The 13,590-nt window shown below is 42.8% G+C and carries 10 protein-coding genes; 6 read left to right on the top strand and 4 right to left on the bottom strand.

The annotated features are described in order from the left end of the window. Nucleotides 1-131 precede the first annotated feature (131 nt). The 4 genes from MKI79_RS04000 to MKI79_RS03985 all read right to left on the bottom strand — a co-directional run bounded on the left by MKI79_RS04000 (nt 132) and on the right by MKI79_RS03985 (nt 6,025). Nucleotides 132-2,204: a DEAD/DEAH box helicase gene (locus MKI79_RS04000; RefSeq protein WP_241570782.1), complete on the bottom strand. Its 2,073-nt coding sequence runs from the start codon at nt 2,202-2,204 to the stop codon at nt 132-134. A gap of 377 nt (nt 2,205-2,581) precedes the next feature. After that, complete coding sequence (locus MKI79_RS03995) at nt 2,582-3,688, bottom strand: HPP family protein (RefSeq protein ID WP_241570781.1); 1,107 nt, start codon at nt 3,686-3,688, stop codon at nt 2,582-2,584. Nucleotides 3,689-3,810: 122 nt separating this feature from the next. Beyond that, entirely contained in the window at nt 3,811-4,644 is an 834-nt protein-coding gene (locus MKI79_RS03990; protein WP_241570780.1) for a TIGR03915 family putative DNA repair protein, read from the bottom strand. Between the two features lie 118 nt (nt 4,645-4,762). Next, entirely contained in the window at nt 4,763-6,025 is a 1,263-nt protein-coding gene (locus MKI79_RS03985) for a putative DNA modification/repair radical SAM protein (RefSeq protein WP_241570779.1), read from the bottom strand. 132 nt (nt 6,026-6,157) lie between these two features. Here MKI79_RS03985 and MKI79_RS03980 point away from each other — a divergent pair, with 132 nt between their 5' ends. From MKI79_RS03980 to MKI79_RS03955, 6 genes are all read left to right on the top strand, one after another. Next, nucleotides 6,158-6,904 carry a sulfite exporter TauE/SafE family protein gene (locus MKI79_RS03980; RefSeq protein ID WP_241570778.1) on the top strand — a complete coding sequence of 249 codons (747 nt, stop codon included), beginning with the start codon at nt 6,158-6,160 and terminating at the stop codon, nt 6,902-6,904. Between the two features lie 161 nt (nt 6,905-7,065). Beyond that, a complete protein-coding gene (locus MKI79_RS03975; protein ID WP_241570777.1) occupies nt 7,066-8,478 on the top strand; it encodes an SLC13 family permease in 1,413 nt (470 codons plus the stop codon). Nucleotides 8,479-8,625: 147 nt separating this feature from the next. Continuing rightward, nucleotides 8,626-9,609: a glycine--tRNA ligase subunit alpha gene (glyQ, locus tag MKI79_RS03970; RefSeq protein ID WP_241570776.1), complete on the top strand. Its 984-nt coding sequence runs from the start codon at nt 8,626-8,628 to the stop codon at nt 9,607-9,609. Further along, the gene (gene glyS / locus MKI79_RS03965; protein WP_241570775.1) at nt 9,609-11,678 is read left to right on the top strand and encodes a glycine--tRNA ligase subunit beta; all 2,070 of its coding nucleotides are present in this window, start codon (nt 9,609-9,611) and stop codon (nt 11,676-11,678) included. The genes glyQ and glyS overlap by 1 nt, the downstream gene beginning before the upstream one ends. A 69-nt stretch (nt 11,679-11,747) precedes the next feature. Further along, nucleotides 11,748-12,707: a COG2958 family protein gene (locus MKI79_RS03960; RefSeq protein WP_241570774.1), complete on the top strand. Its 960-nt coding sequence runs from the start codon at nt 11,748-11,750 to the stop codon at nt 12,705-12,707. A gap of 166 nt (nt 12,708-12,873) precedes the next feature. After that, a complete protein-coding gene (locus MKI79_RS03955) occupies nt 12,874-13,419 on the top strand; it encodes a hypothetical protein (RefSeq protein ID WP_241570773.1) in 546 nt (181 codons plus the stop codon). Nucleotides 13,420-13,590 lie beyond the last annotated feature (171 nt).

Raw genomic sequence — 13,590 nt, 5'->3', positions numbered from 1 at the left:
AAAGTTAATCAATTCACATTTGAATACTATTGCGTGACAATTGTACACCCATTTATTACATTTGAGCAATAAAAAAGCACATCTTTCGATGTGCTGTTTTTATTTAAAAATCAATTATATATTTGAGTTGATTATTGCTTTGTCCATTTACGGATACTGTCCGAGCCGAAACTCGATCCGTTGCCTTTATAACGACGCTCACGACCTTCTTGTGAAAAACGCTTTTCAGTATTGTCATGTTGACCAAAGCGACGACCTTCCGAACGCTCACCATCTTGACGGCGTGCGCGATCATTTGAGAATTCACGACGTTCACCACGGTTGTCATCACGACCAAAATCACGTTTTGGACGGTCATTATAACTTGGACGTTCGCCACCGAAGTCACGCTTTGGACGATCACCACCAAAATCACGTTTCGGGCGGTCGTTAAAATTGCGTTCACCACGATCAGAACGATCGCCAAACTTACGCTCGCCATCAAAACGACGACCTTCTGAACGCTCTGGACGATCTCCAAAATCACGTTTTGGACGATCATTATAACTTGGGCGGTCACCACCGAAGTCACGTTTTGGACGATCACCGCCAAAATCACGACCACCACGCTCTGAACGATCACCGAACTTACGCTCGCCATCAAAACGACGACCCTCGCCACGGTTGTCGCCACCACGTCCACCACGATCAGAGAAACGCTTTTCTGAACGAGGTTGGTAATCTTTGCGGTTACCACGGTTATCATCTTCATGCGACTTGAATTCTGAACGAGGACGCTCAGAACGTGGCTTTCCAGCAAAGTCAGCATTCGCCACGACATCATTGATATAGTCATTGTGTGACTTACGTGGGCCTGAACGCTCTTCACGTTTGAAATGACCTTCGCCTTCGATACGACGCTTGCCACCGCCAAAACCACGATCACGATCTCCGCCAAAGCTACGACCACCACGATCGCCACCAAAACCACGATCACCACGTCCGCCGCCACGACGTCCGTCAGATTTTCCGCCTTTACGGCTTGGACGTGCTGGTGGTGGAGATGGCTCTAAGCCTTCGATTTCAGACACATTCAAACGAGTTTCTAAATATTCTTCGAGGGCACGGATTTTACCACGCTCACGATAAGTCGCCAAAGTCACCGCTTGACCAGTACGACCTGCACGACCAGTACGACCTACACGGTGTACATAGTCTTCATTTTTCATTGGTAAACCAAAGTTAATGACATGCGAAATGGTTGGGACGTCCAAACCACGTGCTGCAACATCAGTTGCCACCAAGATACGTGCTTTACCTTCACGAATGCTACGCAAACGGCGGTTACGTACAGATTGTGGCATTGCACCGTGTAGCGCAACCACAGAAAGACCAGACTCTGCCAACTCTTCAGCCAACATATCGGTATCTTCTTGAGTTGAAGCAAACACGACCGCTTGATCTAAAGTTTCATCATTTAACCAATGCGTAAGTAATTTTTTCTTGTGCTCAAAACCATCTGTCCAATGCAATGTTTGTGTCACATCAGTATTGGTTGTATGACCAGTTTCGATCGCAATACGCTCAGGCGAATTCATCATGCGTTCTGCAAGTGAAATAATACGATCTGCAAACGTCGCAGAGAACATCAAAGTTTGTTCACGGTTGCCTGCAAGATCGCTAATCGCTTCTAGATCTTCAGAGAAGCCAAGATCCAACATACGATCTGCTTCATCAACGATCAACGCATTCACTTTATCGAGTTTGATTTGACGACGATTCACCAAGTCTAAAAGACGACCTGGGGTCGCAACAACCACTTGTGCACCTTTCAGCTGTTGAATTTGTTTTGCAAATGGCATACCGCCCATGATTGCAGCAACACGAACACCTTTCATCTTACGAACGAATGCAATCGCATCTTGGCAGACTTGTTGTGCCAATTCACGTGTTGGACAAAGTACCAAAATCGCAGGTGTAGTCACAGCACGCATACGCTCTTTGAATGGCACCAATGTATCTTGTTCAGATAACGCATTGAGCGTTGGTAATAAGAATGCTGCAGTTTTGCCCGAACCTGTTTGGCTCGATACCAATAAATCTTTACCTTCTATTGCCGCTGGAATCGACTGTTCTTGTACAGGCGTCGGTGTCGTAAAACCTAAGTCTTGTAGTGCAAGTTGTAATGACTCTGCGAGAGGAAAATCAGCAAAAGTTTTGCTCATAGAGAATTTCACCGAGTATTCGGCGCTCCAATTCTAAAATATTTAATTCAATACATCGGCATAAAGGCGACAAAACAGCATCTACAACAAAGCAATTAACTCTGCTTAATTGGCTGTGACAAGTTCCGATTTGAGACGATGTGGTCTATAAACGCACACATGTTTACGAGCGCAACCTGAATAATCGCAGTATGCGATTCGGCGCGAAGGGACGTCCTCTCTTTGGACAAAACGCGCAGACTAGGTAAATATAGATAAATGTTCAGGTAATGAACGGAAGATTCGTGCGTGGGCGCATTCTATCAGCATTTATTTTAAAAAGATAGATTTATTTCACATATTGATTTTTGGGCGATATTATTCGCTCGACAACGCCATTAACTACCTTGCTGTAATAAATTCTGATACAACACCGCAATCATATCAGAACGACTAATTATTCCGAGAATTTTGCGATCTTCACCAACCACAGGCAAATAATTAAAAGACTTTTCTACAAAGTACGGAATCAAATCAGCAATGTTTTGTTCAGGTTTGACCATCACCACTTGACGGTGCATGATTTGCTTAACCTGATCTTTCCACGGACTGCGAATCTCTGAGGTATTACGAAACCATTCCACTACATCAGATAATGCTAGCGTCCCGACCAATTGGTGTGCCTCATCCAAGACTGGCAGGCTCATAATATTCATTTGTTTAAAGCGGTCTAAGGCATGCAGGATTTCGTCATCGGCATTAATATAAATCACATCTTTGCTCATGATATCTGCACAACGCCCTTCCAATGATAAACGATGATTGGCATGTTGCTGTGCTTCTAAAATCAAGCTTTCGAGATCATATTGGCTAATGTCGAGCAACTCGGTATGTTGCTCCAAAGCATATTCAATATCTTCAGGTTGAATGGTGACTTTTTGCGTTGGTGTCGGATCACTGGAGCGTTGATTGATCTGTGCGGGCTGTGGATATTGCCGACCAATCATGCGATTAAAAAACAAAGCAAATGCAATCAATAAAACCGAATTAAGCAATACAGGATACAGCACAAAATAATAGCCAAGCTGATGCACTGTATCACCACCAAGCACCGCCGTAATCGCCACGGCTCCACTTGGCGGATGAAGTGAATCTGTGGTCATCATTAAAAATATCGACAACCCCACTGCAATACTAAAGGCAAAAGTCAGGTCAGTAATCCATAGACCGCAACTCACCCCGACGATCGCCGCAATCACATTCCCTACGATCATATTCCACGGCTGTGCCAGCGGACTACTCGACACCGCAAAAAGTAAAACAGACGACGCGCCCATCGGTGCGATATACCACGCATTGATGCCGTCTAGCGCATACCAACTGATCAGTGATGAGATTGCCAAACCAATGAGCGCACCAATCCCGCTCAAGCCTCTTTCTTTAAAGGAAAGCACTTTAAAATTGGGTTTAAGAATTTCAATCCATGAGTGTGATGAAGCGGACACGATGCAACCTTAACGAACAAAATGCTCGCTCAGTATAGTCAAATTCTGCTTAGAGATGTATTTGACTTACAGCTTATCTTTATCAGCGTTTTTGATCGTAATGAATAGCTATATAGACGCATTTATACAGATTTCTCATTCAGATAACGCCAATAGCGTTTTGGTACGCATTGCACATGGAGCTTGATATTCTGCCGTTCTTTGATGTTAATACTCTGAAAATAATCCTTCCACAATTGATCATACAGCACCTCTTGATCATCTAGATCAATCAGAAACTGCTGACTTCCGCCAACCTCTTTTTGCGCATCAATGGTCTGTGCGGATAAATCGACTTCTTGTACTTGATCTAAATCGTAATAAATCCCGAAGTGTCTTTTTTCATCATAAATCAACCAACGCTGATCCTGATAACGATTGCGAAAATGGCGCTGTATTAACGGCAATACATTAAAATCAGGTGCAATCAAACTCAAAAATAAGCCGTCACTGCTTTTCTTAAAACGAACAAAAGCTTCCATACGATGCTTTTCTCGTCCCACTTTTTTCGCCCACTGTGCAATGGCAAGCACACTAGGATGAGTATAATTTTTCTCAAGAGAGTGAATCTGTTGGGTCTGTGCATGTCGAAAAATATAAATGCAGTAATTAAAAATATGCTGATAGGCATCCGTATTTTCAGCCAAAAACGCATAATACAACTGTCGAAGCGCATTGTTTGAAAGCTTGTTTTTTAACGCATTCCAAACACGTTGTGCATGGACATCCTGACTTGCCACCTCGATCGACACATTAAATAAATTGTCCTGCAACGAATGCCGAGCAGTCGTATTTTGATGTGTGTCAAAAGCATGAATCTCAACCTGATATTCTCGAAATTGAAATGCTCGAAACACACAGCACAGCAATCCTGTCAGTGTGCCATCAAAGCAATAAATCGGTCGTTCACTTGTCATGATTGTGATCCACCATCTCTTCATGCCTCATCAATTCTGTCCCAATAAAAAAAGTATCTCCTCCTGAGAAGCACTGCTTCGCAAGTAGGGAGGTTGGGAGAGATTGAAGTTCTCCATATCAAAACCCAAGACTGAGTTGTGGCGTAAGCTGTTTGACGTATTTGGAATTGCCTTTTTCCACGATCTGCTGACGAATCTGTTGTGGTTGTAGCTCTTTTTGAAAGCTTGGACTATCTTCACAGCGGATAAAATATTGCGCTCGGCTGTATGCCACACCAAGTTTTTTCAACAAATCATTATGAATTTTACCAAAACGACGTGCTTGGACGATTTTCTGCGCCGATTTCACGCCAATACCAGGAACACGTAAAATCATCCGATAATCAGCACGATTCAAATCCACTGGAAAAGATTCAGGATGACGTAATGCCCAACTGAGCTTTGGATCAATATCCAAATCCAAATGCGGATGCTTTTCATCGACGATTTCATTGGCGTCAAAACCATAAAAGCGCATCAACCAATCACTTTGATAGAGTCGATTTTCACGCAGTAAAGGCGGTGCCGAACCGACCGCAGGCAAAGTGTTATTTTCCTGATTAATCGGGATATAACCTGAGTAATAAACTCGCTTGAGCTGAAAGGTTTTGTAGTGATGATCCGCCATCAGCAGCACATCTTGATCAGTTTCTTGATGTGCGCCAACTACCATCTGCGTAGTCTGTCCCGCAGGCACATACTTCGGCACATGCTTGATGATCTGCCGTTCGTCTTTAAGCTGAATCAGACGATCTCGCACTAAGCCTAAATCTTTCTGCACCTCTTGATGTGATTTTTCTGGTGCGAATTGTTTCAAGCCAATTTCTGTCGGCATTTCTAGGTTAATGCTCATGCGATCGGCATACAATCCTGCTTCATGAATCAGCTCTGGTAAAGCACCGGGGATGGTTTTTAGATGAATATAACCGTTGAAATTTTCTTCCAAGCGCAACTTTTTCACCACTTGCATCATGCGTTCCATAGTGTAGTCCGCCGATTTAAAAATCCCTGAACTGAGAAACAGTCCTTCGATATAATTACGACGATAAAAATTAATGGTTAGATCAACTACTTCTTGCACAGTGAAAGCGGCTCTTTTCACATCATTGGAACGACGAGAAACACAATAGGCACAGTCATAAATACAAACATTGCTAAATAGAATTTTCAGCAAAGAAACACAGCGCCCATCTTCGGTGAAGGTATGACAAATGCCTGATTGACTGGCATCACCTAAGCCTTTATTTTGATTTTTACGCTGACTGCCACTCGATGAACACGACACGTCATACTTTGCCGCATCAGCGAGGATTTGTAGTTTTTCACGGATTCGATCTGACATTTCATCACACCCTTATGCACATCAACCTTTGAAATTAAATTAGCATGCGATGACATATCAGTTAAGATAGAAACTACGGCATTGCGACGCAATATGACGTGACAAATTCACCATTCACGCTTTGGAATATCCATGCAAAAAACGGAACTCCTTCTCCTCGTTCTAAGCGCTCTGGCGGCTTTGTTGCATGGCATGAGTGGCTTTGGCTTCCCGATGATGAGTACAGCAGCTTTGGCAATGTTTTATCCACTCAAGTACGCTATTGCTTTGGTTGCGATTCCTTGCATTATCCTTAATATCAGCCTGCTTCGGGCGGGTGCAAGCCACCCATTTATTCATTATTTAAAACGATATTCAGGACTGATTGTGAGTAGCTTGGTCGGAAGCTTCATAGGTGTCAGCCTATTATTATATGTCAGCGAAGCTTATCTCAAGCTGTTGATGGGCACAGTGATTTTGCTATATATCGCTGATCAATTTCGCACTACGCCGATTCAACTCTCGCACTCGATGCCCAACATGACGCTATTCGGTGGTTTAGCAGGCATCATCGGTGGTGCAACCAATGCGATGGCGCCCTTTCTGATGATGTACTTACTCAGCACAAAGCATCAAAAAAACGATGTAGTGATCATTAGCAACATGAGCTTCCTTGCTAGCAAATTGGTACAACTCGTCATGCTTACGCCAATTATTCTGACCTTTCAAACCACACAACTTTACCTGTTAATTTTGATCACCATTACCGCTTTAATCTTCGTTTATGTAGGCAGTCGAATTCGTGGGAGAATGTCGCAGTCTGCATTTAACATGATGATCTTTATTGCACTTGGATTGCTCGGCATGAATGCAATTTGGCAAGGTTTTCAACAGCTCTAATCATCATCTACAACTCAAAATCATAAACTCAAAACAATCAACCTAGACCACAGACCAATCATCAAGCCTTTGAGCCTTAAACCTATTCCCCTATCCATTGGTATAATTTACCGCAGACTTGGTGCGAATTATGCTTGAATCATATTGAATAGGGACATTCTATGAACGTCAAAAATTTAGAAACACCCACCAACGTATTTCCCAAAAATACATTGCGTGGTTGGATTATTATCGCCATCGCTGCATTCGTTTCCTTTGGGCTTTATCAGGTCTTACCTTATGATGACAATGCAAACAAAGGGCTAAGCTTACTGTTGTTTATTGCGATACTTTGGCTCACCGAAGCTTTACACATCACCATTACCGCATTACTTATCCCTGTACTTGCTGTGGCATTAGGTATGCCGAGTGATACAGGCGGAGAACTGAGCGCCATCACCACCAAAACTGCGTTAAGCACTTTTGCCGATCCGATTATTTTCCTATTCTTTGGTGGCTTCGCTCTTGCAACTGCACTACACGTCCAAAAGCTCGATCGCAAAATCGCCATGTGGATTATCTCCATGTCGGGAGGCAATCTCGGTATTGCAATCTTAGCGATCTGTGCTGTCACAGCCATTTTGTCGATGTGGATTTCTAATACCGCAACCGCTGCAATGATGCTTCCGCTTGCATTAGGACTACTTTCTCACTTTGATGTTGAAAAAGAGCGCAAGACTTTTGTCTTCATTCTCTTAGCCATTGCATATTCAGCAAGCATCGGTGGTCTAGGCTCGATCGTCGGCTCACCACCGAATGCCATTGCTGCCAAAGCGTTGAATTATGATTTTGCCGATTGGATGAAAGTCGGTTTGCCGATGATGTTGCTGATCTTGCCTGCAATGCTATTTAGTCTATACATCATGTTGCGCCCGAAACTCAATCGTCGTGTCGAGTTCAATGCCGAAGTCATTCCGTGGAATCGTGAACGCATTTTGACGATGGCGCTCTTTGTCGTTACAGCAACTGCTTGGATTATGGGTAAAAAAATCAGTGATACTTTTGGCATTAGTCAACCTGACAGTTGGATTGCGGTATTTGCTGCATGTATGGTGGTGATCCTCGGTGTCGCAACATGGAAGAACATCGCTGAAAATACAGATTGGGGCGTACTCATGCTATTTGGTGGAGGTTTGACGCTTAGTGCGATCCTCAAAGATTCAGGCTCGTCACTGGTACTCGGGCAAACCCTTGCCGATGTACTTGGCGATACCTCACCTTTTATTGTGATTACGATCGTCGCTGCCTTTATCGTATTTCTCACCGAATTCACCAGTAATACCGCATCGGCAGCCCTACTCGTCCCTGTATTTGCTGTGATCGGTGATCAAATGGGTTTACCAAAAGAGATCTTAGTCATCGTGATTGGTATTGGCGCATCATGTGCATTTATGCTTCCTGTTGCCACGCCACCAAATGCCATCGTATTTGGTACTGGGCACATTAAACAAAGTGAAATGATGCGGGTTGGCTTCATACTCAATATCTTCTGTATCGCCATCGTGTCGATGTTTATTTATTGGTTTTTTATCTAGCCTATCCAAAAGTTAGATCACTTGATTTGTTTTAGAAAAAGTGCTTCGGCACTTTTTCTGTTTTGTCATCGTGGAATCCTTTGCCACGTCCCTTGAAAATCCTTATACTTAAGCACAATTTTTTCTTATATTTTTAATGGATGCCACATGAGTCGCGCCATCTCGCATATTGATACCTTTCAAGGGCTGATCTTAGCTTTACAAAACTTTTGGGCAGAACAAGGCTGTGTCGTCCTGCAACCCTACGATTTAGAAATGGGCGCAGGCACATTCCATACCGCAACATTCTTGCGTGCTCTTGGTCCTGAAACATGGAATGCCGCTTATGTACAGCCGTCACGCCGTCCAAAAGACGGACGCTATGGAGAAAACCCAAACCGCTTACAGCATTATTATCAGTTCCAAGTGGTATTGAAGCCAAATCCAAGCAATATCCAACAGCTGTACTTGGACTCACTCAAAGCCATCGGTATCGACACTTTGACCCATGATGTACGTTTTGTTGAAGACAACTGGGAATCTCCAACGCTCGGCGCATGGGGCTTAGGTTGGGAAGTGTGGCTTAACGGCATGGAAGTGACGCAGTTCACCTACTTCCAACAAGTCGGCGGTGTCGAATGCTACCCTGTGACTGGCGAAATCACTTATGGCCTTGAGCGTCTTGCGATGTATTTGCAAGGGGTTGATTCAGTCTATGATTTGGTGTGGACGAAAGGTCAATTCGGCACAGTGACCTATGGCGATGTGTTCCATCAAAACGAAGTAGAACAATCAACCTATAACTTTGAACAAGCGCCAGTCGATAAATTATTTGAATTGTTTGATTTCCATGAATCTGAATCCAACCGTTTGATGCAAGCTGAGTTGCCACTGCCTGCTTATGAGCAAGTGGTCAAAGCATCACATACCTTTAACTTGCTTGATGCACGTGGCGCAATCTCTGTCACTGAACGTCAGCGTTATATTCTCCGTGTTCGTACTTTGGCACGTGCCATTGCACAAAGCTATGTGCAATCTCGTGCAAAACTGGGCTTCCCAATGGCTGAGCCACATTTGCGTGATGAAGTCTTGGCGCAGTTAAAAGCACAAGCTGAAGCAGACACAGCTGAAAAAGCGAAGGAGAAGAACTAATGCAAAAGCACACTGTATTATTTGAATTAGGCTGTGAAGAACTGCCACCAAAGAGCTTAAAAACACTCCGTGATGCTTTAAAAAATGAAGTCGAAAAAGGCTTAAACGATGCAGGGCTTGGTTTTGACAGCATTAATGCTTATGCTGCGCCACGTCGTTTGGCATTAAAAATTAACCAAATCGAAGCACAGCAAGCCGATAGCCAAAAGCGCTTTGACGGTCCTGCGGTACAAGCAGCGTATGATGCCGAAGGCAAGCCGACGAAAGCCCTTGAAGGCTTCTTACGTGGGCAAGGCATCACTGCCGATCAAGTTTCGACTTTTAATGCAGGCAAAGTCGAAAAAGTCTGTTATTTCAAAGACATCAAAGGTCAAAGCCTTGATGCGCTTTTGCCAAATATTCTACAAAATGCGCTCGATAATCTACCAATTGCCAAGCGTATGCGCTCAGCGGCAAGCCGTACCGAATTTGTCCGTCCTGTGCAGTGGGTGGTCTTGCTTAAAGATGCGCAAATTATCGAAGCAACTATTCAAGACATTCAAACCAATAATCAAACTTTCGGGCATCGTTTCCATGCACCAGAGTCGATTACGCTTGCTCATGCCAATGATTATCTCGATGCGCTGCGTAATGCCAAAGTGATTGCTGACTTTGAAGAACGTCAAGCGATGATTGACAACCAAATCAAAGCCCTTGCTGATGAAGTGAATGCGATTGCCATCGTTCCAGCGGATTTACGTGATGAAGTGACGGCATTGGTGGAGTTTCCTGTTGCGCTTCGTGCCAGCTTTGAAGAACGCTATTTGGCAGTACCACAAGAAGCCTTGATCACCACCATGCAGGACAATCAAAAATATTTCTGTTTGGTCGATGGTCATAACAAACTGCAACCGTACTTCATTACCGTATCGAATATTGAATCGAAAGATCCAACCCAGATCATCGAGGGTAATGAAAAAGTAGTCCGCCCACGTTTGTCTGATGCAGAATTCTTTTTCCTACAAGATCAGAAACAACCGCTTGCCAGTCGTAAAGACAAGCTGAAAAATATGGTGTTCCAAGCACAACTCGGCACACTTTGGGAAAAAACTGAACGTGTAGCAAAGCTGTCTGTAGCACTGTGTCAATTTACAGGTGCATCACCACTCGATGCGGAAAAAGCAGCGTTCTTGTCGAAATGTGACCTCACCTCTGAATTGGTCGGTGAATTCCCAGAACTGCAAGGCATTGCAGGAACCTATTATGCTCGCCTCGAAGGTGAGAATGACGAAGTCGCTGATGCACTGGGTGAGCAATATTTACCGAAGTTTGCAGGTGATGCATTACCGCAATCTAAAACAGGTACTACCCTTGCACTTGCCGATCGCATGGTGACTTTGGTGGGTATTTTTGGTATCGGTCAAGCGCCAACGGGTTCAAAAGATCCATTTGCACTGCGTCGTTCTGCGATTGGCATTCTGCGCTTAATCATTGAAAATGAACTGGATATTAGCCTAGAAACCTTAGTCAATCTTGCGCTTGCTGGATATGGCGATGTGATCAAAGATCATGACAAAACCCGTGCTGATGCAGTGACTTTCTTAGAAGGTCGCTACCGTGCCAAGTACGAAGACCAAGGTGTGGATATCGATGTGATCCAAGCAGTTCAAGCACTTTCTCCAAAGTCACCGCTTGATTTTGACCAACGCATCAAAGCGGTGAATCATTTCCGCACTTTAGATGAAGCCAGTGCATTGGCTGCAGCCAATAAGCGTGTGGCAAATATCTTGGCAAAAGAAACTATTGCAGAAAGTACAGTGAGTGAAGCCACGTTAGTTGAGTCTGCCGAAAAAGACCTTTATCAAACGCTGAAAACTTTGACTGCTGAAGTTCAACCATTACTCAATAATCGTAACTACACTGAAGCCCTGTCAAAGCTTGCTGCACTTCGCACACCGATCGACGCATTCTTTGACAATGTCATGGTGATGGCAGATGATCCAGTGCAGAAAGCCAATCGTTTGGCGCTATTAGCACAGCTTCGTGGATTATTCTTGAGTGTTGCGGATATTTCTATTTTGCAAAGTTAATCTTTCATTTTATTGAAAAAATAAATAAACCCTGCTATTAAATGAGTGGGGTTTATTTTGGGAAAAATGATGAGCGTACTATCACAAGCGCAACGTATTCATGAGTTTTTAAAGGCGAGTCCTTTACAAAAATTTAAAGCCAAAGACATTGCCACAGGCATCATTGAGATGTTTCCTGAGGATTATGTAGAAAAACGAGAAAATCCACGGTTTCAAAATGAAGATGATTTTATTAATCAAGTATCTGCTGAAATTGGTGCTCAAAAAGACAATATTTTGAATGTTTCACCATACATACATATTCAAGACAAACCTCGTCCACGTGTTTTTTGGTATGATCCAAATACTATGTATCAAAATCATGTGCAATTACAAACAGAAGATGAAGTCATTTTAGAAACAGATGACTTAGATATTCCGCAAATCAATCAAATATCCAATCTAGACTATACTGAGCATGACCTCTATCCCATCTTAATTCAATTTTTAAAATCCGAAATAGGGCTATATTGTTTAAGAATCAATGAAAAAACGTCATCCAATTCACGTGGACAAAATGGCAATCAATGGTTACACCCTGATATTGTCGCTATGCAACCATTAGACAAAACATGGCATGAATTTATCAAAACCTGTGTCAAACATGGTTCTGGTCAGAATGTGCGCTTATGGTCATTTGAAGTAAAGAAAGAGCTCACTAGTGCAAATATTCGAAGTAGTTACTTTCAAGCTGTAAGTAATTCCAGTTGGGCACATGAGGGGTATTTAGTTGCGACCTCTATCTCAAATCAAGATACTGAAGAAGAACTAAGAATGCTATCTGCGCTTCATGGTATCGGCGTGATTTTACTCAATCCTGAAAATCCAACAGAAAGTGAAATCTTATTGCCTGCCAAGCGTAGGCAAGATGCAGACTGGCAAACCATTAATCGTATTTTAAAGGAGAATAAAGACTTTAAGCATTTTATTGATTTAGTTGCCAATTACTTTCAGTCAGGACGTCTATATTCAGAAAATTGGAACAGATAATCGGAAAGCTACATCAACAATTACTATTAGTTAACACTCTGCAATATTTATGGCAGAAAAAATCTTTAATCTTGCTTATTACTTACCATTAGTGAACGAAGCCTACACACTACATTGATTTTAAGAGGTTAAAGTAGGCAACGTCGAAAATATCGAGTAATGATCTATGAAACAACTTAAACTAATTCTTGCGATTTCTACGGCTTTGGCAACAGGTTCAGTATTTGCCGACACAGCGAAACATGCTGTAGATGCATCTGTAAAAACACCACATACAAGCACTTCTGCAAATGTATCAGTGAAAACACCTAATATTCTACAAAAAGTAGGTGACACGACTAAAAATGTCGTAGGAAAAGTTGGTGAAACAACCTCTAATACCGCTTCAAAAGTTGGTACAGCGACTAAAGGCACTATTAACAGTGGTGTAAATACTGTAGGTGATACTTCTAAGAAAGTATTCAATACAACAAAAGAGATCACGTCTAAAACAGCTGATAAAGCAAAATCAAAAGCATCTGATGTAAAAGTTGGCGCAAAATCAGTGACGAAGAAAACTGTGAATGGAACAAAATCAGTTGCAAACACAGTAAAAGACAAAGCAGTTGATACTAAAGATGCTGTAAAATCAAAAGTATCAAATGCAACAACTGGCTCGACAAGCATCGGTGTTAATGCTGAAGTCAATGGTCACGTAGGTCACCAACACTAAGCATGACAAACTCAAAAACCGAGCTCTATGCTCGGTTTTTTTACGCTTACATCTCTATCTTCTAAATAGCATTTTTACTTCAAACCCACAAACTAAAACCCCCCACCTTTTGGTGGGGGGTTTTGAAATTAAAAGCTGGCGATGACTTACTCTCACATGGGTAACCCCACA

Origin of the sequence: Acinetobacter sedimenti (assembly GCF_022601685.1) — a bacterium.
GTDB classification, from domain to species: Bacteria; Pseudomonadota; Gammaproteobacteria; order Pseudomonadales; family Moraxellaceae; genus Acinetobacter; species Acinetobacter sedimenti.
Note: the sequence above shows the minus strand (reverse complement) of the source record. Positions and strands in the feature narration are given on the sequence as shown.